Source organism: Leucobacter chromiireducens (assembly GCF_051993095.1).
GTDB lineage: Bacteria > Actinomycetota > Actinomycetes > Actinomycetales > Microbacteriaceae > Leucobacter > Leucobacter chromiireducens.
On sequence record NZ_CP197024.1, the window covers coordinates 854,434 to 874,566 of the forward strand.

Genomic DNA, 20,133 nt, shown 5'->3' on the forward strand with positions numbered 1-20,133 from the left:
GCCGATGAACGAGACCGTGGATCGCGAGCGCATCGCTGCGGCGGTGCGCGAGATGCTGAGCGCAATCGGCTCGGATCCGGATAGCCCCGAGCTGGCGAGCACGCCATTTCGGGTGGCCGACGCGTACGCGGAGTTCTTCGCGGGTGTCGGCACGGACCCGGCTGGTTTTCTCAGCGACGCGGTTCCGGTCGGCGCAGACACGGGTGAGCTCGTGCTTGTGCGTGACATCGCGCTGCGTTCGATGTGTGAGCACCACCTCCTGCCGTTCCGCGGACGCGCCCACGTCGCGTACCGGCCCGGCAGCCGGGTGGTCGGCCTCAGCGCGATCCCGCGCGTGATCGAGACGCTCGCCGCGCGCCCGCAGGTGCAGGAACGACTGGGCGAGCAGATCGCACAGACCCTCGAAGACGGGCTAGCTCCCGCGGGGGTGCTCGTGGTGCTCGAGGCGAGCCACGGGTGCGTGTCTGATCGCGGCGTGCGCCAGGCCGACGCGGTGACCATGACGGTGGCATCCCGCGGCGTACTCGCCGACCCCGCGGAGCAGGCGGCCATTTTCGCGCTGCTCGGCTGCGGCTCGGGAGCAATAGCCACGGCCGAGGCCGGCCGATGACGCGCGCGCCCCGCACCGAGGTGATGGGGGTGCTGAACGTCACCCCGGACTCCTTCAGCGACGGCGGCCGCTTCGTGAGCCCGGACGCCGCTGTGGCTCAGGCGCGCGAGCTGATCGCACAGGGCGCCACGATCATCGACATCGGCGGCGAGTCCACGCGACCGGGAGCGACTCCGGTGGCGCCAGCCGAGGAGCTGCGTCGTGTACTGCCGGTCATCGCGCGGCTCGTGGCAGACGGCATCACGGTATCGATCGACACGATCCACGCGGAGACCGCCGCCGCCGCGGTGGCGGCCGGCGCGCGGTACATCAACGATGTCTCGGGTGGACTTGCCGACGCCGACATGCTCTCGGTGGCGGCCACGGCGAGCCGCGAGCACGACGTGCGCTTCATCATCGGGCACTGGCGGGGCATCCCCGATCCCGCGCACGAGCGCTCGGAGTACCGCGACGTGGTGGCCGAGGTGCGCACCGCGCTCCAGGGGCTCGCCGACGCGGCAGTCACCGCAGGGGTGTCCCCGAGCCACGTGGTGCTCGATCCGGGGCTCGGCTTTGACAAGACCGGTGCGGACGGTTGGCGCCTGCTTGCCGCGCTCGACTCGCTGCGCGCGCTGGGGTACCCCGTGCTCGTTGGTGCGTCGCGCAAGCGGATGCTCGCGGAAGTGCTCGAGACGGTTCCCGAAGCCGCCCGCGCGGCCGCGGCCCCCGGCGCGCACGAGCGCGACCTCGCGACGGCCGTAGTAAGCGCGCTCGCTGCGCGTGACGGTGCGTGGGGCGTGCGCGTGCATGACGTCGCAGGCACCGTGCAAGCTCTCGCAGTTGCAGACGCGTGGGGCGCCGCGCTCCCGCTGCACGCCGCGCCTCGACTGGCGACGGGCGACGTCCCCGCAGCGATCCCGCAGGATCGGATCACCCTCACCGGGCTTGAGGTGTTCGCGCACCACGGCGTCTTCGACTTCGAGCGCGAGACTGGTCAGAAGTTTGTGATCGATGCTGAGGTCGCGGTCGACCTGAGTGCCGCCGCGGCCGGCGACGCGCTGGCGGCCACCGTGCACTACGGCGAGCTCGCCGAGGCGATCGTGGCCGCCGTTGAGCGCGACCCGGTCGACCTGATCGAGACGGTGGCGGAGCGCGTTGCGAGCGTGGCGCTCGGCTTCGCGGGAGTGCGCGAGGCGCGCATCACCGTGCACAAGCCGGACGCCCCGATTCCCGCGACCTTCGCCGATGTCTCGGTGTCGGTGGTGCGCCGCGCCGCCGGGGAGGCCGCCCGATGATCGCGCAGCTCGTTCCTGTGCTCCTCGCGTTCGGCGCGAACCTCGGCGACCGCGGCGAGACCATTCGCGCCGCGCAGGCCGAGATCGCGGCGGCGGCAGGCATCAGCGAGTTCGTGGCGTCGCCGCTGCGCGAAACGATCGCGCTCACGCCGGATGGCCCCGACCCCGACGCGCCGCGCTACTTGAACGGCGTCGCGACGGCGCAGACCACGCTGTCCCCGCACGAGCTGCTCGACCTCACGCAGCGGGTCGAGTCAGCGCACGGTCGCACCCGCGAGGTGCGGTGGGGGGCGCGGACGCTCGACATTGATGTGATCCTCTTCGGTGGCCGCGTGGTGCAGGACGAGCGCCTCATCGTGCCGCACCCGCGGGCGCACGAGCGGGACTTCGTGCTCTCACCCTGGCTCGCGCTGGATCCGAACGCAGTGCTCATGGGGCACGGCCGGGTAGCCGAGCTGCTCGCGCGGGTGGGGGACACGACGCAGCCGTTCGATCCCGAGCTGGGTGATCCCGATCTGCATGATCGTGAGCCGCGCGAACCAGAGCAGGGGAGCAACCGTGCGCGGGGATGAGCGCACCGGCCCGCTCGCCGTCGCCGCGGCCGGAGCCATGGGCATCGCGCTCGGCCTCGTGCTGCAGTTCGCACTGTCGGGGCGGGGCGCGCCGCCGTTCGTGCCGCCGCTCTCGCTCGCACTGATGCTCGCGCTGATCGCCGGGGTGCTCTTGACGCTCGGGATCCGGCTGCGCCGCACCGTGCTGAAGCGTGCGGGCGACGTGAACCCATTCCACGCGGTGCGGCTCCTCGCTACCGCGCGGGCCGGCATGCTCGTCGGCGCACTGCTCGGCGGCTTCGGCGGCGGGCTTGCGCTCTCGCTGCTCGGCCGCAGCGTGCCCGCACCCAGTGAAAGCTGGCTGCCCATGGTGCTCGTGTTCGTGGGCGGTGCGGTGCTCGTCACCTGCGCGGCGATCACTGAGCACCTGTGCAAGATTCCGCCCGGGGACGGCGATGCGCCGGATCAGAGCGATCCCGATCCCGATCCCGCAGCACACACCGCGTACCGCAAACCCTGACGAGCGAGGGGTTCGCGCGGTCACTCCGCCCCTGGCTGGCCTAGGCTACAAGGGTGACCTATGAACCACTGCCGCAGGATCAGCCCAGCTCCACGCCGCCGCTTCCCGCCCACGCCGCCCCCGCAGCCGACGCAGCGAGCGACGCCGTGACGAACGCCGCGCCCGGTGGGGCGGCACCCGGTGCAGCCGTGCCCGCGGACGTGAACTGGCCGAACCATGATGCCGAGTGGCAGCGCGTCTCGCCCTCGTACGCGTGGGCTGATCTGATCGTCAACCTCGTGCTCGTGCTCGTGGTCGGCGCCGTGGTGGGCTTCATCGTCTTCGTGAACGCCGGGGACCAGCGTGTGCTGCCGCTGATCGGTCTCGGCGCGGTGGTCGTCGCGCTGCTGGTGAACGCGCTGTTCGCATTCCGTCGCGTGCGCGCGATCGGCTACATCCTGCGCGAGGATGACCTGCTCTTCCGCCGCGGCATCATGTTCGAGCGCGTTGTCGCGGTGCCGTACGGGCGCCTGCAGCTCGTCGACGTGACCCGAGGCCCGCTGCTGCGCGCGCTCGGCCTCGCCACCCTGAAGTTTGTCACGGCATCGGCGGCCACCGGCGTGCAGCTGCCCGGGCTGAAGCTCGACGACGCGGAGGCGCTGCGCGACCGACTCGTCGCGCTGGCCGAGACCCGGCGGTCTGGGCTGTGAGCGAGCTCCCGCACCCCACGACCCCGGCGGAGGAGCCGGGCCGCGGCCCCCTGCCCGCCGCGGCGAAGCTGCCCGGCACAGCGGACGCCGAGGGCTGGCGCCGCATGCACCCGCTGTCGCCGCTGCTGCGCGGCGGGCTGGCGCTGCTCGTCATCGGCGGCATTATCATCGCCAACTTTCGCGACCGGCTCGTCGAGTTCTTCTTTGCGCGCGAGGCGCTGAAAAACGACGACCTCGCGGGGGTGTTCGATGAGCAGGACATCTTTGGCTACCTCGTTGAGCAGGGCCTCCTGCTGCTCGTGTTGGGCGGCGCCCTCGGCGTCATCCTGCTCATTGTGCTGTTCTCCTGGCTCGCGTGGCGGTTCTCGAGCTACCGGGTGACGGCTGAGGCGGTCGAGACGCGCAGCGGTATTCTGTTCCGCAACCACCGCCGCGCGCCGCTTGAGCGCATCCAGTCGGTCAACCTGCAGCGCCCCATGCTGGCGCGCGCGCTCGGCCTCACAAAAATCGAGGTGGTCACCGCCGGTCAAGACGGCAAGGTGGAACTCGCGTACCTCGGGCACGCTGACGCGAAGACCGTGCGCGAGCAGATCATGCAGATCGCCGCGCAGAAGCGCCGTGGCGATGCGGTGGGAGCCGTGCCGCTCGACGAGATCCACGGCGCTGCCGCGGTTGCGTTCGATGGATCGGTCTACGCTGCCGGTGTGGCAGGCCTCGCTGGGCGGGCGCAGGACTTCGTGGACAGCGACGTTGATCCCGATGCGATCGTGGGCGGTGCGCTCGTGCGCGTGCCCGTGAGTCGACTGCTCGGCAGCATCGCCCTTAGCTGGGAAGCGATCATTCTCGTGCTCGTGGTGGTTGCCGTTATTGTCGGCGGGGCCATCTTCGAGCCCTTCATGATCCTCGGCATTCTGCCTCTCATCGTCGTGATGGCCGGCGTCATGTTTGGCCAGTTCAATCGCGGCTTCAACTTCACGCTCTCGCGCGGTCGCGACACTGTGCGCACGGGCGCGGGGCTTACCTCGACACTCACCGAGTCGATCCCGTTCGGCCGTATCCACGCCATTGAGGCGCGCCAGCCGCTGTTCTGGCGCCCGCTTGGGTGGTGGAAGGTGCGCATCACCACGGCGGGCCACTCTGTGGCGCAGGGCGGTCAGAATGCGTCCCAGAACGTCGTGCTTCCCGTCGGCCTCGAGGCAGATGTGCTGCGCGTCATCGACACGCTGCTGCCCGGTGTGGGTGACGACGACGTCGAGATTGCCGCGCTCCGCAACGGCCTCAGCGGCCCCGGCGCGGGGTACCGTGGACCGGGGCAGCGGGCCGGTTGGGTGCTCTGGTGGGGCAAGCCTCGCGCGGGTATCGCCCTCGAGGGTCTCGGCAGCGAGGACGCCACGCTGCGGATTCGCCGCGGCGTGCTCACGCGCTCGCTCTCGATCATGCCGATCGTCCGTGCACAGTCGGTGCAGCTGCGCCGCCCGCTCGTGCACCGGATGCTCGGGCTCGCCTCGGTGCAAGCGCACACAGTGCTTGGCCCGGTGCGCATGGAGATGCGGGGCATGGAGCTTGGGATCGGCCAGCGCGTGTTCGACGAGCTCGCCACCGCGGTGCTGCGCATTCAGGGCGCTGAGGCCCAGCGCCTCGCGGCCGCGCGCGGTCCGCGGGCGACTCAGACGCCCGTCGAGGAGGCGTAGTGCACCCGAGCGCGCAGGAGTCACGCCTCGGCGTTGGGGTGATCGGCGCGGGCCGCGTCGGCCCCGTGCTCGCGCGCGCCCTCGCGGGGGTGGGGCACGCGATCACCGGCATCTCGGCCGTGAGCGAGGAGAGCCGAGAGCGCGCCGCGGCGATGCTCCCAGGCGTCCCCGTGCTTGAGGTGCCCGAGGTGGTGCGGCGATCTGAGCTCGTCTTGCTCGCCGTGCCAGGTGACGAGCTGCCCGGGCTCATCGCGGGTCTCGCCGCAACCGGCGCGTGGCAGCCCGGCCAGCTCGCGATCCACACCGCGCCCGAGCATGGCACCGCGGTGTTCGGGCCGGCGCTCGCCGTGGGGGTGATCCCGCTCGCGCTGCACCCGGCGATTGTGTTCACGGGAACGAGTCTCGATCTGGGGCGCCTTGCCGGCGCGACGATCGCGGTCACCGCGCCCGCGCCGGTGCTGCCCATCGGGCAGGCGCTCGCGGTGGAGATGGGCGGCGAGCCCGTCATTGTGCGCGAGCAGGATCGGGCGGCGTACGCCGACGCGCTGACCGCGGCGGCCGAGCTTTCGCGTGCCGTCGTGCGGCAGACGACCGACGCGCTGCGCGAAATCGGCGTCGAGCGCCCGGACCGGCTCGCCGGCGGTGTGGTGCGCGCAGCGGTCGAGGAAGAGCTGCGTGAGGCGGCCGGCCGCGACGGGGGCATCACCCCGCCCGCCGAGCTGGCCTAGGATGGAACGGACCGTCGGATCATTGCGACGGACGTCACATCACGGAGGACACGCCCCCACTATGAGCGATCAGAGCGCAGCCCACGCAGCCGAGCCGGCCACCACGGACGCCACCCCGGCCGTCAGTGCCGAGGAGGTCTTCGAACAGAAGCGCGTGCGACTGGAGAAGCGCGACAAACTGAACGCCGGAGCGAGCCTCGAGGGCGGCGCGTACCCGGTCGCGGTTCCGGTGACGAGCACCATCCCCGCCGTGCGCGCGGAGTGGGGTCACCTCGAAGAGACACCCGACACCGCCTCGGGTGCCATCGTCGGCGTCGCCGGCCGTGTCGTGTTCCAGCGCAACACGGGCAAGCTGTGCTTTGCCTCGCTGCAGGCCGGCGACGGCACGCGGATTCAGGCCATGGTGAGCCTGGCAGAGGTGGGCGAGGAATCGCTTGCCGCATACAAGGAGCTCGTCGACCTCGGCGACCACCTGTTCGTGCGCGGCGAGGTCGCCTCAAGCCGTCGCGGCGAGCTCTCGATCATGGTCACGGAGTGGCAGATCGCAGCGAAGGCGATCGCGCCGCTGCCCAACATGCACACCGAGCTGAATGAGGAGACGCGGGTGCGCCAGCGCTACCTCGATCTCATCCAGCGGGATCAGGCACGCCGCAATGTTGTGACCCGCGCGCGCACGATGGCGAGCCTGCGTCACACCTTCGCCGAGCGCGACTTCATCGAGGCCGAGACCCCGATGCTGCAGACGATGCACGGCGGCGCCTCGGCGCGCCCGTTCGTGACGCACTCGAACGCGTTCGACACCGAGCTCTTCCTGCGCATCGCACCCGAGCTTTTCCTGAAGCGCGCGGTCGTCGGTGGCCTCGAGCGCGTCTTCGAGATCAACCGCAACTTCCGCAACGAGGGCGCCGACTCGACGCACAGCCCCGAGTTCGCCATGCTCGAGGCATACCAGGCATACACCGACTACAACGGCATTGCTGACCTCACGCAGGATCTCGTACAGAACGCCGCGCTTGCCGCGAACGTGGGCACGGAGCGCGAGGGAACGCACGTGGTCGAGTGGGCTGACGGCACGCTCTTCGATCTCGGCGGCAACTGGGATCGCATCTCCATGTACGGCACGCTCTCGGAGGCCGCGGGCCGTGAGATCACGCCCGAGACCTCGGTTGCCGAGCTGCAGGCGATCGCCGATGCCGAGGGCGTCGAGGTGAAGCTGCCGAACCACGGCAAGCTGGTCGAGGAGCTGTGGGAGCACTTCGTGAAGGACGGGCTGACCAGCCCCACCTTCGTAATGGACTTCCCGGTCGAGACGAGCCCGCTCACCCGTCACCACCGCTCCATCCCCGGTGTGGTTGAGAAGTGGGATCTGTACGTGCGTGGCTTCGAGCTGGCCACGGGCTACTCCGAGCTCATCGACCCGGTCGTGCAGCGCGAGCGCTTCACTCAGCAGGCGGCAGAGGCCGCACGCGGCGACGATGAGGCCATGGGCGTGGACGAGGAGTTCTTGCGCGCGCTCGAGCACGGCATGCCGCCGTCGGGTGGCATGGGCATGGGCATGGACCGCCTGCTCATGGCGCTCACGGGTCTCGGCATTCGCGAGACCATCCTCTTCCCGCTCGTGAAGTAGCGCGGGATCCCGCACGCATGACTGAACGCCCACCCGCCAGCGCGGGTGGGCGTTCAGCTATCCCCGGTATCCACCCGGTACACTGGCGAGCATGGACAGCTGGTGGACGAACGCGGTTTGGTCGCTTACGCCGACCGTGCTCATCGGGATCTTTTTCTGGATGGTGATCCGCCTCATTCTGCGCGCGGATCGCACGGAGCGTCGGGTCTACCGGCAGATCGAGGACGAGGAGCGCGCGAAGGCCGGCCTCCCCGCCCGCGAAGAGTCGTAACCCGCACTTCCTCCCGCGCCGCATGCGTGCGTGACCCGCGGCGCCCGCTACAGTACTTGCAGGGGTGATACCCGGCTGCTCGACGACGGATCTTTGGCGAGCGCGTTGTGCCGGTGTCACTGTGTGCTGTGGTGACTGAGGAGATGCGTCGATGGAGGACCTGAACTGGTTCGGAGTGAACTGGCCATTCGCGTGGACCCTGACGTTCCTCATTGTCGACAATGTGATCCGCATCATCGCCCTGTTCGTCGTCCCCCGCAACCGTCGTCCGACCTCAGGCATGGCCTGGCTGATGGCTATTTTCCTGCTGCCCGTGCCCGGCCTCCTGCTCTTCCTGATCATCGGAAGTAAGCGGCTGCCGCGTGCGCGCGAGCAGAAGCAGGAGGCGATCAACCTCTTCGTCTCGCAGATCGCGGAGCGCGAGGATCAGGGCATGGTCACGCCGACCTCGGAGCTGCAGCCCGGCCTGGATAGCGCGGTGCGGCTCGGGCGCTCGCTCGGCGCCCAGCCGATGCTGAGCGGCAACGCGGCGACCATGTGCATCGACTACGAGGAGTCGCTCGCGCAGATGGCCGCGGCGATCCGCACGGCCACGGAGTACGTGCACATTGAGTTCTACATCCTTGTGCACGACGAGGCGACCGACGACATCTTTACCGCGATGGGCGAGGCAGTCGAGCGCGGGGTGCAGGTGCGCGTGCTGCTCGACCACATTTCCGCGGTGCGTAACCCGGGCACGCGTCGCACAGCGCAGAGCCTCGACGACCTCGGCGTGCAGTGGGCGTACATGCTCCCGGTGCGGCCGTGGCGGGGCGAGTACCAGCGCCCCGATCTGCGCAACCACCGCAAGCTCATCGTGGTCGACGGGCGGGTGGGCTTCATGGGCTCGCAGAACCTCGTCGACTCGAGCTACAACAAGCGCTCGAACCAGCGGCGCGGCCTGCACTGGAAGGACCTCATGGTCCGCGTGGAGGGGCCGATCGTGCTCGGCCTCGAAGCGGTGTTCCAGGGCGACTGGTACCTGGAGACGGGGCAGTACCTCACGCACCTCGCCGAATCGCCCATCGAGGTGGCCCGGCCCGGCCAGCTCGACTGCCAGATCGTGCCGAGCGGTCCCGGCTACGAGGCCGAGAACAACCTCCAGGTGTTCGTCGCGCTGCTGTACACGGCGAAGCGCCGCATCAGCATCACGAGCCCGTACTTCGTGCCCGACGGCTCGATCATGAACGCGCTGCGCGCCGCGACGGCGCGCGGGGTTGAGGTGGAGCTGTTCGTCTCGGAGACGGGCGACCAGGCCGTCGTCTACCACGCGCAGCGCTCGTACTACGAGGAGCTGCTGCGCGCGGGGGTGCGGATCTGGATGTACCGCCCGCCCTACATCCTCCACTCGAAGCACTTCACCGTGGACGACGCGGTCGCCGTGGTCGGCTCCTCGAACATGGACCAGCGATCCTTCGGTCTCAACATGGAGATTTCGATGGTGGTGCACGGCGAGGGCTTCGTGCGGGATCTCGACGAGGTGAGCGACTTCTACCGCGCGAACTCGCGCGAGCTCACGCTCGAGGAGTGGCTGCAGCAGCCGCTCCGCTCGCAGCTCCTCGACGGGCTCGCGCGCCTCAGCTCGGCCCTGCAGTAGCGGCGCACCGGGCTGGCCAGCCAGCCCGGCTCAGCCGGCTCAGCCAGCCAGCCCGCCCGGCTCAGCCCGCCCGCCCCGCCGGCCAGCCTCGGCTACAGCGCGTGCTGCATCGCCGGGGTGCCCAGCCGGCGCACGGCCGGCGCGGCAGCGCCCGACACCGCGGACAGCAGCCACGCCTCCCCGTTCAGGATGCGGGGCGCGGGCTCGCCGCTCAGCTCGGAGAGCGCCGCGCGGATGAGCGCGCCGTGCGCGATCACGATGCTGCCCGGCGCCTCGCGCAGGTGGCGCTCGAAGGCCCGGGCGCCGCGCCGGGCGAGCGGCAGGAGCCCCTCAGCCTCGGGGATGTCGAGGCCCGGCCAGCGCGCGGTCACCTCGCTCACCTGGAGGCCCTCGGCCGGCCCGAAGTCGCGCTCGGTGACCGCGACGTCGATCTCGGGCTCGGCGAGGCCGAGGCGCCCGGCGATGATGCGGCCCGTGTCGACGGCCCGCCCGAGCGGCGACACGACGACCCGGGACCAGCTGCCCGAAGCCGCCAGGAGCTCGGCGATCTCGCCGGCCTGCGCCCGGCCGCGCTCGTTCAGGGGGATGTCGGTGCGACCCTGGATGCGGCGGCCGATGTTCCAGTCCGTCTCGCCGTGGCGCACGATGACGATGGACGCGGCTGGGTGCGACGAGGTGCTCATGCCCCCACGCTAGCCGGTTCCGCCTGCGAGCTCGCGTGCGCGGCGCGCTGCGCCGGATCCGGCTCGAATACGAGGGCCCGGTCGATCTCGACGCGCACCCGCTCGCCGGCCGCGCAGCGGGCGCCGCTCGCCCGGGAGCGCAGCCGCAGCTCGCCCCAGCGCACGACGAGCTCGTCGCCGCTCCGGCCGAACAGCGAGGACTCGACGACCGCGGGCCCGGCCGGGTCGGGCACGACGCGCACGTGCTCCGGCTGGACCGCGATCTCCACGGCGCGCTCGCCTGCGACGTGAACGGGGTGGGCGGGATCTCGGTGGGCGCGAGCTCGATGGTCGGGACTGCGCTCCGCCGAGAGCCGCTCCGCCGGTACCTCGATCGGGAAGCCGCTCGCGCGGAACACGCCGCCGGACAGCCTGCCGGGCAGCACGGCCGCGTCGGAGATGAAGCGCGCAACGAAGGGGGAGGCGGGCCGATCGACGAGCTCGCTCGGGGTGCCGATCTGCTGCACCCGGCCCGCGTCGAGCACGACGACGCGGTCGGCGAGGGCGAGCGCCTCGCTGCGGTCGTGCGTGACGTGGATCACGGTGAGCCCGAGGCTGCGGGTGAGGGCGCGGAGCTCCAGGCGGAGCCGATCGCGCAGGGGCTCGTCGAGGGCGGACAGCGCCTCGTCGAGGAGCAGCACCCGGGGCCGGCCCACGATCGCCCGGGCGATGGCGACGCGCTGGCGCTGACCGCCCGAGAGCGTCGCGGGATCGCGGCGCTCGGCGCCTCCGAGCCCGACGAGCTCGAGCGCCTCGGCCACCCGGCGGGTGCGCTCCGCACGGCCGACGCCCGCGCGGCGGAGCGGATACTCGACGTTGCGGCCCACGTTCCAGTGGGGCCACACCGCGTGCTGCTGGAACACCATGCCGAGGCCGCGCCGCTCGGGCTCGACGTCGCGTCCGGCCCCCGCGACCGTGGTCTCGCCGATCCGCACGGTGCCCGCCGTGGGCGAGATGAAGCCGGCGACCGTGCGCAGCAGCGTCGTCTTCCCCGAGCCGGAGGGGCCGACGAGGGCGACGAACTCGCCGTCGCCGATATTGAGATCGACATCGGCGAGGCCGAGGTGTCCGCCCGGGTAGGCGAGGCTGACGGAGGTGAGGGAGACGGATGACACGATCGGTCCTAACGCTGGGTACGTGCGGTGAAGCCGAGGCCGACGAGGCCGACCACGGCGACGATGAGGGAGAGCGCCGACGAGGCGTTGTACGCGCCCGCCTGCTGCAGGTTGAAGATGACGACGCCGAGGGTCTGCGAGCCGGGGGAGAGGAGCAGCACCGAGAGGGTCAGCTCGCGCACCGCGGTCAGCGCGACGAGCACGGCGCCCGAGATCGCGGCGGGCACCGCCATCCGGCAGGAGATGTCCCACAGGGCCCGAAGGCGGGAGGCGCCGGAGAGCCGGGCCGCCTCCTCGGCGGTCGTGGGGATCCCGGAGAGCGGCGCGTGCACCGATTGCACCACGAGCGCGAGGAAGGAAGTCAGATACGCGCAGAGGATCAGCCACGGGGTGTTGTAGAGGCCGATCCGTGGCGCGATCAGCAGCCAAGCGACGGCGATGACGAGCCCGGGGATCGCCTGCGGCAGGAGCGAGAGGCCGAGGAGCGCGGCGTTGCCGCGGGCGCGCGTGCGGGTGACGATCGTTCCGATCCCGAGCCCGAGCACCCCGCAGCCGAGCGCGGCGAGCGTGGCCAGCATGAGCGAGTTGCCGATGCCCTGGAGCGTGCCCGAGGCGCTGAGCGCGCGCTCGAAGCTCGCGAGCGTGATGGTCTCCGGCGTGAGCGGCACCCCGGGGGCGGGCAGGAGCGCCTGGATCGCAAGCGTGACGAGGGGGAGCACGGTGACAGCCAGGACGAGCAAGGCGGTGATCGCGGCGATCGGCCCGCGGGCCCGGCCGAGCGGGAGCAGCGCCGGGGCGCCCGCCTGGGCGTCGAGCTCGACGCGGGTGCGCGAGCGCAGCAGATCGACGACGACGCCGAGCAGCGCGATCAGGAGCAGCACGAAGCCGATCGCGGCGACCACGGCGAGCGGATCCTCGACCGTGCCGGACTGGAGATAGCGGTAGACAAGCGTGGAGAGCGTCACGTAGCGCTCGGGCAGCCCGATGATCGAGGGGATGCCGAAGTCGGCGAGGTTCGACACCGCGATGAGCGTGAACGCGGAGAGCATCGCGGGGCGGAGAAGCGGGGTGGTCACCTCCCAGAGCGCGCGCGGCGCGGAGGAGCCCGCGATGCGCGCGGCCTGCTCGAGGTCTGCGGGGATGCGGCGGAGCGCGGCCGTGACGATCATCATCGCGATCGGGAAGCTGTGCAGCGTGAGCAGGAAGATAACGCCGTCGCCGCCGTAGAGGTTCCACAGCGGGGCCCCGAAGCGGGCCGTCCAGAACGTGTTCACCGCGGAGGCGGGGCCGAGCAAGCTGAGCCAGGCGATCGCGCCAACGAACGGGGGCATGAGCATGGGGCTCAGCGCGAGGAGCCGGAGCACGCGCCGCCCCGGGAGGTCGGTGCGCTCCAGGAGGAGGGCGAGGAGGGTGCCGATGACCACCGCGAGCACGCCCGAGACGGTCGCCGACACGAGCGAGTTGGCCGCGGCCGCGAGCACATCGGGATCGGCGAGCGCCGCCCAGCCGCCGCCGCCCGCCGCGAGCAGGACGACCGCGCCGATCGGCACGAGGACGAGCGCGGCGACCGCGCACCACAGCGCGAGGCGGGTCGCGTCACAGCCGTCGAAGCGGATTCCGCCGGTGCGCGGCCCGCGGGCCCGGTCGGTGACGACCAGGCCCGCGGGGATGCGCTCCTGCGTGTTACTGGAAGAGGCCATTGAACGTCTGCACGGCGTCGGCCTGCGTGGCGCGGATCTGCTTGAGCTCAGGGGTGAGGAACGCGATGTCGGCGATCGCCGGCGCGCCCTTCGGGCTCGCGACGTCCTCGCGGATGGGCAGGTACGACTGCGAGGCGGCGATCTCCTGGCCCTCGGCGCTGATGAGGAAGTCGACGAAGAGCTTCGCCGCTTCGGGCTGCTCGGTGTCGGCGAAGATCCCGACCGGCTGGGAGACGAAGGGCACGCCCTCGCTCGGGTAGACCGCGGCGATGGGGGAGCCGGCCGCCGCGAGATCCCGCACGAGCGAGTCCACGACGATGCCGACCGGGCTGCTGCCGTCGGCGACCGCCTGCGAGACGGGGCCGTTGCTCTCGGCGATCAGGGGCGTGTTCTGGGCGAGGCCCTCGAGCCAGCTCAGGCCGAGCGCCGGAGTGTCGAGCCAGACGGCGGCGTTGTAGGCCGCGGCGCCCGAGACATCGGGGTTCGGCATCGCGATCTTCCCCGCGTACTGGGGATCGGTGAGATCGGCCCACGATTCGGGGGCGTCGGTGATCACGTTCGTGTTCACGGCGATCACCGTCGGGATCAGGCGGGTGCCCACGTAGAAGTGCTCGGGGTCGATGAGGTCCTGGCGGATGTCCTTCGCCTCGGGCGACGCGTACTCGAGCAGCAGATCGCGCTCGGCGTAGTCCTCGAAGGTGCCCGCGTCGGCGGCGAGCAGCAGGTCCGCGCCGATGTCGCCGGCCTTCTCCTCGGTGGCGATGCGCGCCGTGAGGTCGCCCGTGCCCGCGCGGAACACGTCGACCGTGATCTCGGGGTGGTGCTTCGTGAAGGCGGCGATGACCGCGTCGATCTTCTCCTGCGGCTCCGAGGTGTAGAGCGTGATCGTGGAGGCCTCGGCCGAGGCGCCGGACGCTGCCGGGGCCTCGGATCCGGCGGCATCGGCCGCGGAGGAGCAACCGGTGAGGGCGAGCGCCGCGAGGGCGAATGCGGCGATGACGCCGGTGGTGCGATTACGAGACATGAGTCGCTTTCTGTGCGGGTCGGGTGATGGGTTGGGTGAACAGGGGATCGGGGGAGTGCAGCGCGATCGCCGAGGCGCTCACTCCGTCGCTCGTGATCTGCACGAGCGAGAACATGGGGGAGTCGTGTCCGGCCACAGCATCGGGCCCGGCGTCCATGACCTGGTGGTAGGCGAGCGAGGGGCCGACGAAGACGGGGAACCCCTGCACCGACGCCGACAGGCTGTGGTGGTAGTGCCCGGCGAGGATCGCCCGCACATCGGAGCCGCGCAGCAGTTCGAGCAGGGCGTCCGCGTTCGCGAGGCCCTGCCTACGCAGTGTCGGTAGCGGTGAGGCGAGCGGCGCGTGGTGCAGCGCGATCACGGAGCCGTGCGCTGCGGGCCGCGCCAGTTCATCAGCGAGCCAGTCGAGCTGCGCGGGATCCAGCACGCCGCGGTGCGAGTCGAGCCGGATCACACGGGTGCCGTCGACGTCGTGCACGGCGAAGTGGCCCGCGCCGTGGTGCGGGAGCTTGCGCGCCGCGACCGGGTCGTCGTGATTGCCGAGCACCGTGAGCACGGGGGCGCCGAGCCGGTCCTCGAGCCGGCGGCAGGCCGCGGCGACCGCGGGGTACGCCCCGGGGTTGCCGCGCTCGATCAGATCGCCCGTGATGAGCACCACCTCGGGCGTGACGCCCGCGGCCACCGCGTAGTCGCCCACGCGCTCGATGCGGCCGGCGCCGTCCACCGAGCCGTAGAGCAGGCCGGTCTCGGTCGCGTGGACGTCGCTCAGGTGCAGCACCGTGAAGCGCCCCGTGTCGCGGCTCATGCGCGCAGCTCCGCGACTGCCGGGCGCTCGGCGCGTGCGCGGAGCGCCCGGAGCTGCGCGTCGCTCGCGCCGTGCGCGCGGAGGTAGGCCTCCGGGCCGCCCTCCGCGTCGATCAGGTCGAGCGCCCCCTCGAGCGCCTCGGCGGGGCTGTCGAGGTGCAGGCGCTCGGCGGCCGCCCGCGCGGCCCCGCTCAGCGCGAGCGCGTCGAGCTGCGCGGTCGCGATGCTCGCCCGCGCGGGCCGCACGGTGCGGCCCGACTGCGCGTAGTCGGCCACGACCGTCTCGCGGGTGTCGCCCGCCACGAGGCGCGCGAGCGCCACGACGAGGCCCGTGCGATCCTTGCCCGCCGTGCAGTGCACCGCGACGACGCCCGGGTGCTCGGCGATCGCGCCGACGGCGGCGGCGATCCGGGCTCCGCGATCCCGCACGAGGCCCGCGTACACGCCCTCGAGCGAGCCGGCGGCGGGCGGAGCCTCGCCGTACAGGGGCGCGGAGCGGATCGGCAGCCCGTGGGTGCGCGGGCCGTGCTCCTCGGGCTCGCGCAGGTCGATCACGAGGTCGACCCCGAGTGCGCGGAGGGCGCGCTCGCCGCCGGCGCTCAGCCCGTCGAGCGACGCGGTGCGCACGAGCCAGGGGCTCGCCTCCGCGCCGACGCTCCGCGCGTTGTAGCTGCCCTCGAGTGGAATGACGTGCACTGCTCAGAACTCCTACCGGTTGCTGCCCGTTACATCGAGCGTGAAATTCGATTACATGAGCAGCTTCCCGAGCCCAGGTGTCGCCTCGGTGAACGCCGCGAGGCGGCCGCGTGGACGTTCGCGGAAGTGCGCGCGACGCGCGGGCAGGGGCAGGCAGGGGCGGGTGCACGACGCGGGCAGGGCGGGCACGATTTCCCGCCACGCGGCGTCTCTGCTCTCCCTAAGCGCCGGGATCGGCGAGCGCGTCGGCGACGACCTCGCGCATGTCGAGCGCGTCGCTCGGCGCGGCCAGCGCGGACACCTCGGCGACGAGCGCCTGCAGCAGCACGGAGTGCCCGAGCCTGCTGAAGAAGGGGTCGACCGTGTGCTGGGCGCCGATCATGCCCGTCGAGAGCGTCACGTCGGCCAGGTCGCCGAGCGGTGAGCGGGCGTAGCTGCTCAGCGCGATGATGCGCGCCCCGCGCTTGCGGGCGGCGCGCGCCGTGGCGAGGGTGTGTGTGTTCGCACCCGAGTGGCTGAGGGCAAGGCAAACGTCGTGAGGACCGGTGCTATGCGCGGCGAACTGTTGCGCGAGGATGTCGAGCGGCGCTTCGACGGGACGACCGATGGTAGCGAAGCGCATGGCCGCATCCTGCAGAGGAGGAGCAGAGAAGCCGTTCGCCGAGCAGACCACGCGGGAAGCGCCGACGAGGATCGTCGCGGCCTCGGAGAGCGCAACGCGATCGATGGCCTGCTGCCCCACAAGCAGCGCCGTGCGCGCGTGCGCGAACACCGCATCAACGGCGTCACCCGCCACTGGATCTTCCACGGGCGTCGCGGCATTCTCACGTGCGAGTTCAAGCCGGAGGTGCTGGAATCCGCGGAATCCGAGCCTCTGGCATGCACGGATGACCGTGGCGGTCGATGTTCCGGCTGCGGAGGCGAGCTCCTGCGTCGACCACTGCGGGATCTCACCCGGCCGGTCGAGAATCACCCGGGCCACCGCCCCCTCACTCTGGCCGAGGCCACCGGCAACAGCGCGGATCAGCGCGAGGGCCGAACCGTCAGGGTGCGCGTGGGTGAGCGGGGCTGGCATGCGTTCACCGTAGGGCGCCCGGGTGAACGAGAAGTGGCGGGGAGCTTGCGGACAGGCGGCGGGGTGGCGGCGCGGGTTCCCCGCTCAACTGGCGGGCACCGGATCGCGGATCTCGGCCTTGCACGCCTCTGGCGAACAACCGCCCATAGAGCCGTCAGCTCGCATACCCTGGGTACATCGACGAACTCGCGCCCCGGCGGGTTTGTCTGGGAGGTTATAGATGTTCGAGAGATTCACCGACCGCGCACGTCGTGTTGTCGTCCTCGCCCAAGAAGAGGCGAAGATGCTCAACCATAACTACATCGGCACGGAGCACATTCTGCTCGGCCTGATCCATGAGGGCGAGGGCGTTGCCGCGAAGGCGCTCGAGCAGCTCGATATCTCGCTCGACGCTGTGCGCGCGCAGGTGACCGACATCATCGGCACCGGCCAGCAGCCGCCCGCGGGTCACATTCCCTTCACGCCCCGCGCGAAGAAGGTGCTGGAGCTCAGCCTCCGCGAGGCGCTGCAGCTCGGCCACAACTACATCGGTACCGAGCACATTCTGCTCGGCCTCATTCGCGAGGGCGAGGGCGTTGCCGCTCAGGTGCTCGTGAAGCTCGGGGCTGACCTCAACCGTGTGCGTCAGACCGTCATCCAGTTGCTCTCCGGCTACCAGGCCGGTAAGGAGAATGCGACCGTTGGTGCACCCGAGACGGGTGGGGAGTCCAAGGGCTCGCAGGTGCTCGACCAGTTCGGTCGGAACCTCACTCAGGCCGCACGCGAGGGCAAGCTTGACCCCGTGATCGGCCGCGAGAAGGAGGTCGAGCGGGTCATGCAGATCCTCTCGCGCCGCTCGAAGAACAACCCGGTGCTGATCGGTGAGCCCGGCGTCGGCAAGACCGCTGTAGTCGAGGGCCTCGCGCAGGCCATCGTCAAGGGCGAGGTGCCCGAGACACTGAAGGACAAGCAGGTCTACGTGCTCGACCTCGGCTCCATGATTGCGGGCAGCCGCTACCGTGGTGACTTCGAGGAGCGTCTCAAGAAGGTGACGAAGGAGATCCGCAACCGCGGGGACATCATCATCTTCATTGACGAGATTCACACGCTCGTGGGCGCGGGTGCCGCCGAGGGCGCAATCGACGCAGCGAACATCCTGAAGCCCATGCTGGCTCGTGGTGAGCTGCAGACCATCGGTGCGACCACGCTCGATGAGTACCGCAAGCACTTCGAGAAGGATGCGGCACTTGAGCGCCGCTTCCAGCCGATCCAGGTCGCAGAGCCGTCGCTTCCGCACTCGATCAACATCCTCAAGGGTCTGCGCGATCGCTACGAGGCGCACCACAAGGTGTCCATCACCGACGGCGCGATCGTCGCCGCGGTGAACCTGGCTGACCGCTATGTGCAGGATCGCTTCCTGCCGGACAAGGCCATCGATCTGATCGATGAGGCCGGTGCCCGTCTCCGCCTGTCGATTCTGTCGAGCCCGCCCGAGCTGCGCGAGTTCGATGAGAAGATCGCGGTCGTGCGTGCGGACAAGGAACAGGCGATCGAGAACCAGGACTTCGAGGCCGCTGCGAACAAGCGCGATGAGGAGAAGAAGCTCATCGCCGAGCGACTGCGGCTCGAGAAGCAGTGGCGCTCGGGCGACGTCGCGACGAAGGCCGAGGTCGACGAGGGGCTGATCGCCGAGGTGCTCGCGCAGGCGACCGGCATCCCCGTGTTCAAGCTGACCGAGGAGGAGACGAGCCGTCTCCGCTTCATGGAGGAGGCGCTGCACCAGCGCGTCATCGGCCAGAACGAGGCGATTTCGGCCCTTGCGAAGACGATTCGTCGCCAGCGCGCGGGCCTCAAGGACCCGAAGCGTCCTTCGGGCTCCTTCATCTTCGCCGGCCCCACGGGTGTTGGTAAGACCGAGCTCGCGAAGGCGCTCGCTGAGTTCCTCTTCGACGACGAGAACGCGCTCATCTCGCTCGACATGTCCGAGTACGGCGAGAAGCACACGGTCTCCCGTCTGTTCGGTGCCCCTCCCGGGTTTGTCGGCTTCGAGGAGGGCGGCCAGCTCACCGAGAAGGTCCGCCGCAAGCCGTTCTCCGTGGTGCTCTTCGACGAGATCGAGAAGGCACACCCCGACATCTTCAACTCGCTGCTGCAGATCCTCGAAGAGGGTCGCCTCACCGATGGTCAGGGTCGTGTGATCGACTTCAAGAACACGGTCATCATCATGACCACCAACCTGGGATCCTCCGCGATCGCCGGTGGCCCCGTGGGCTTCCAGCTCGAGGGCGACACCTCGGTCGGCTACGACATGATGAAGGGCAAGGTGAACGAGGAGCTGAAGAAGCACTTCAAGCCCGAGTTCCTGAACCGTGTCGATGACACCATCGTGTTCCCGCAGCTCACGAAGCCCGAGCTGCTGCAGATTGTTGACCTGTTCGTGAAGCAGCTGAAGGATCGCCTCCTCGACCGCGACATGTACATCGAGATCTCGCCAGCAGCCCGCGAACGCCTCGCGGAGATCGGCTACGATCCCACGCTCGGTGCGCGTCCGCTCCGTCGCGCGATGCAGCGGGAGATCGAGGACCGCCTCTCGGAGAAGATCCTCGGCGCCGAGCTGCTGGCGGGCGACCTCGTGAAGGTCGACCTTGTCGATGGCCAGTTCACCTTCGAGACTGAGTCGCGCTCGGCGAAGGCGCACGGCGATGCGTCCGCGTCAGCTGCCGCCGCTGTGGCCTCCACGGCCGCGACGCCGAACACCACCGCGGAGTAACCTCCGCTGCGCAGGCTCCGCCTCGCACTCGCCCTCGGGCCCGCTGCTTCGGCAGCGGGCCCGTTTGCGTTTCTGGCCTCAGCGGTGTGCCGAGCGCCGGGGCCCGCCCGAGTAGACTCGGGTCATGAGTGTGGCTTCTGAGATTCGCATCCGCAACGCGCGCACGGGAGACGTGCTCCGCATGGTCGAGTTGATGGAACCCCTCGTCGCGCGAAGGATTCTGCTCGGCAAGGACCTGGTCGACCTGTACGCCGCGGTTCCCGAGTTCATCGTTGCCGAAGACGAGCACGGCACCCTCGTCGGGTACGGTGCGGTGCACGTAATGTGGGAGCAGCTGGGCGAGGTACGCACGCTCGGCGTTTCGGAGGAGTGGCTCGGGCACGGCGTCGGGCACCGGCTGATCACCGCGCTTGAGGAGCGCGCGCGTCAGCTCGGCCTCACGCAGCTGTTCTGCCTCACCTTTGAGACCGACTTCTTCGGCCGCCACGGCTTCGAAGAGATGGGCGAGAACACCGCGCTGGTCGCATCAGATGTGTATGCCGAGCTGCTGCGCTCGAACGATGAGGGCGTCGCCGAGTTCCTGGATCTTGCCCGTGTGAAGCCCAACACCCTGGGCAACACGCGCATGTTGAAGCGTCTGTAGGCCGCTTT

General features: G+C 70.5%; 20 protein-coding genes. 12 read left to right on the forward strand and 8 right to left on the reverse strand.

Annotated features, from left to right (window positions below; all coding sequences use genetic code 11):
* The first annotated feature begins 4 nt into the window (after positions 1-4).
* From folE to cls, 10 genes are all read left to right on the forward strand, one after another.
* Complete coding sequence (gene folE / locus ACR81A_RS03770; RefSeq protein WP_440312673.1) at positions 5-610, forward strand: GTP cyclohydrolase I; 606 nt, start codon at positions 5-7, stop codon at positions 608-610.
* Positions 607-1,884 (forward strand): dihydropteroate synthase, encoded by a 1,278-nt coding sequence (gene folP / locus ACR81A_RS03775; RefSeq protein WP_440312674.1) that lies wholly within the window; start codon positions 607-609, stop codon positions 1,882-1,884. Before folE ends, folP begins: the two co-directional genes overlap by 4 nt.
* Positions 1,881-2,456: a 2-amino-4-hydroxy-6-hydroxymethyldihydropteridine diphosphokinase gene (gene folK / locus ACR81A_RS03780; protein ID WP_440312675.1), complete on the forward strand. Its 576-nt coding sequence runs from the start codon at positions 1,881-1,883 to the stop codon at positions 2,454-2,456. Before folP ends, folK begins: the two co-directional genes overlap by 4 nt.
* Entirely contained in the window at positions 2,443-2,955 is a 513-nt protein-coding gene (locus ACR81A_RS03785) for a DUF3180 family protein (RefSeq protein WP_440312676.1), read from the forward strand. The genes folK and ACR81A_RS03785 overlap by 14 nt, the downstream gene beginning before the upstream one ends.
* Positions 2,956-3,008: 53 nt before the next feature.
* Positions 3,009-3,644, forward strand: a complete 636-nt coding sequence (locus ACR81A_RS03790) for a PH domain-containing protein (RefSeq protein ID WP_440312677.1) — start codon at positions 3,009-3,011, stop codon at positions 3,642-3,644.
* On the forward strand, positions 3,641-5,335 hold the full coding sequence (locus ACR81A_RS03795) for a PH domain-containing protein (RefSeq protein WP_440312678.1): 1,695 nt from the start codon (positions 3,641-3,643) through the stop codon (positions 5,333-5,335). The genes ACR81A_RS03790 and ACR81A_RS03795 overlap by 4 nt, the downstream gene beginning before the upstream one ends.
* Complete coding sequence (locus ACR81A_RS03800; RefSeq protein ID WP_440312679.1) at positions 5,335-6,063, forward strand: DUF2520 domain-containing protein; 729 nt, start codon at positions 5,335-5,337, stop codon at positions 6,061-6,063. The genes ACR81A_RS03795 and ACR81A_RS03800 overlap by 1 nt, the downstream gene beginning before the upstream one ends.
* A 61-nt stretch (positions 6,064-6,124) precedes the next feature.
* Positions 6,125-7,690, forward strand: coding sequence for a lysine--tRNA ligase (gene lysS / locus ACR81A_RS03805; RefSeq protein ID WP_202381648.1), 1,566 nt, complete (start codon positions 6,125-6,127; stop codon positions 7,688-7,690).
* Positions 7,691-7,781: 91 nt separating this feature from the next.
* Positions 7,782-7,961: a hypothetical protein gene (locus tag ACR81A_RS03810; protein WP_202381649.1), complete on the forward strand. Its 180-nt coding sequence runs from the start codon at positions 7,782-7,784 to the stop codon at positions 7,959-7,961.
* A gap of 151 nt (positions 7,962-8,112) precedes the next feature.
* Entirely contained in the window at positions 8,113-9,597 is a 1,485-nt protein-coding gene (gene cls / locus ACR81A_RS03815; RefSeq protein ID WP_440312680.1) for a cardiolipin synthase, read from the forward strand.
* Positions 9,598-9,689: 92 nt separating this feature from the next.
* On the opposite strand, the gene ACR81A_RS03820 is transcribed toward cls, so the two are convergent.
* Genes ACR81A_RS03820 through ACR81A_RS03855 form a run of 8 tightly spaced genes read right to left on the reverse strand, consistent with a single transcriptional unit; the run spans position 9,690 to position 16,733 of the window.
* Positions 9,690-10,280 carry a histidine phosphatase family protein gene (locus ACR81A_RS03820; protein ID WP_025134503.1) on the reverse strand — a complete coding sequence of 197 codons (591 nt, stop codon included), beginning with the start codon at positions 10,278-10,280 and terminating at the stop codon, positions 9,690-9,692.
* Positions 10,277-11,434, reverse strand: coding sequence for an ABC transporter ATP-binding protein (locus ACR81A_RS03825; protein ID WP_440312681.1), 1,158 nt, complete (start codon positions 11,432-11,434; stop codon positions 10,277-10,279). Before ACR81A_RS03825 ends, ACR81A_RS03820 begins: the two co-directional genes overlap by 4 nt.
* 8 nt (positions 11,435-11,442) lie before the next feature.
* The gene (locus ACR81A_RS03830; protein WP_440312682.1) at positions 11,443-13,134 is read right to left on the reverse strand and encodes an ABC transporter permease; all 1,692 of its coding nucleotides are present in this window, start codon (positions 13,132-13,134) and stop codon (positions 11,443-11,445) included.
* Positions 13,118-14,158 (reverse strand): ABC transporter substrate-binding protein, encoded by a 1,041-nt coding sequence (locus ACR81A_RS03835; RefSeq protein ID WP_440312683.1) that lies wholly within the window; start codon positions 14,156-14,158, stop codon positions 13,118-13,120. Before ACR81A_RS03835 ends, ACR81A_RS03830 begins: the two co-directional genes overlap by 17 nt.
* Positions 14,148-14,963, reverse strand: coding sequence for a metallophosphoesterase family protein (locus ACR81A_RS03840; RefSeq protein WP_440312684.1), 816 nt, complete (start codon positions 14,961-14,963; stop codon positions 14,148-14,150). The genes ACR81A_RS03835 and ACR81A_RS03840 overlap by 11 nt, the downstream gene beginning before the upstream one ends.
* A complete protein-coding gene (locus ACR81A_RS03845) occupies positions 14,960-15,658 on the reverse strand; it encodes a tyrosine-protein phosphatase (protein ID WP_025134498.1) in 699 nt (232 codons plus the stop codon). The genes ACR81A_RS03840 and ACR81A_RS03845 overlap by 4 nt, the downstream gene beginning before the upstream one ends.
* 51 nt (positions 15,659-15,709) lie before the next feature.
* On the reverse strand, positions 15,710-15,847 hold the full coding sequence (locus tag ACR81A_RS03850; RefSeq protein ID WP_440312685.1) for a hypothetical protein: 138 nt from the start codon (positions 15,845-15,847) through the stop codon (positions 15,710-15,712).
* A gap of 31 nt (positions 15,848-15,878) precedes the next feature.
* Positions 15,879-16,733, reverse strand: a complete 855-nt coding sequence (locus ACR81A_RS03855) for a MurR/RpiR family transcriptional regulator (protein WP_440312686.1) — start codon at positions 16,731-16,733, stop codon at positions 15,879-15,881.
* A gap of 220 nt (positions 16,734-16,953) precedes the next feature.
* Between ACR81A_RS03855 and ACR81A_RS03860 the strand changes: the two genes are divergently transcribed.
* Both ACR81A_RS03860 and ACR81A_RS03865 read left to right on the forward strand, forming a co-directional pair.
* A complete protein-coding gene (locus tag ACR81A_RS03860) occupies positions 16,954-19,482 on the forward strand; it encodes an ATP-dependent Clp protease ATP-binding subunit (RefSeq protein ID WP_440312687.1) in 2,529 nt (842 codons plus the stop codon).
* A gap of 124 nt (positions 19,483-19,606) precedes the next feature.
* Positions 19,607-20,125: an amino-acid N-acetyltransferase gene (locus ACR81A_RS03865; RefSeq protein ID WP_440312688.1), complete on the forward strand. Its 519-nt coding sequence runs from the start codon at positions 19,607-19,609 to the stop codon at positions 20,123-20,125.
* The last annotated feature ends 8 nt before the right edge of the window (positions 20,126-20,133 follow it).

Coding starts and splice junctions, on each gene's coding strand:
- ACR81A_RS03860 (WP_440312687.1), top strand. CDS start 16,954: ATGTTCGAGAGATTCACCGACCGCGCACGTCGTGTTGTCGTCCTCGCC.
- folE (WP_440312673.1), top strand. CDS start 5: ATGAACGAGACCGTGGATCGCGAGCGCATCGCTGCGGCGGTGCGCGAG.
- ACR81A_RS03865 (WP_440312688.1), top strand. CDS start 19,607: ATGAGTGTGGCTTCTGAGATTCGCATCCGCAACGCGCGCACGGGAGAC.
- ACR81A_RS03855 (WP_440312686.1), bottom strand. CDS start 16,733: ATGCCAGCCCCGCTCACCCACGCGCACCCTGACGGTTCGGCCCTCGCG.
- ACR81A_RS03820 (WP_025134503.1), bottom strand. CDS start 10,280: ATGAGCACCTCGTCGCACCCAGCCGCGTCCATCGTCATCGTGCGCCAC.
- ACR81A_RS03840 (WP_440312684.1), bottom strand. CDS start 14,963: ATGAGCCGCGACACGGGGCGCTTCACGGTGCTGCACCTGAGCGACGTC.
- lysS (WP_202381648.1), top strand. CDS start 6,125: ATGAGCGATCAGAGCGCAGCCCACGCAGCCGAGCCGGCCACCACGGAC.
- folP (WP_440312674.1), top strand. CDS start 607: ATGACGCGCGCGCCCCGCACCGAGGTGATGGGGGTGCTGAACGTCACC.
- ACR81A_RS03810 (WP_202381649.1), top strand. CDS start 7,782: ATGGACAGCTGGTGGACGAACGCGGTTTGGTCGCTTACGCCGACCGTG.
- cls (WP_440312680.1), top strand. CDS start 8,113: ATGGAGGACCTGAACTGGTTCGGAGTGAACTGGCCATTCGCGTGGACC.
- ACR81A_RS03835 (WP_440312683.1), bottom strand. CDS start 14,158: ATGTCTCGTAATCGCACCACCGGCGTCATCGCCGCATTCGCCCTCGCG.
- folK (WP_440312675.1), top strand. CDS start 1,881: ATGATCGCGCAGCTCGTTCCTGTGCTCCTCGCGTTCGGCGCGAACCTC.
- ACR81A_RS03830 (WP_440312682.1), bottom strand. CDS start 13,134: ATGGCCTCTTCCAGTAACACGCAGGAGCGCATCCCCGCGGGCCTGGTC.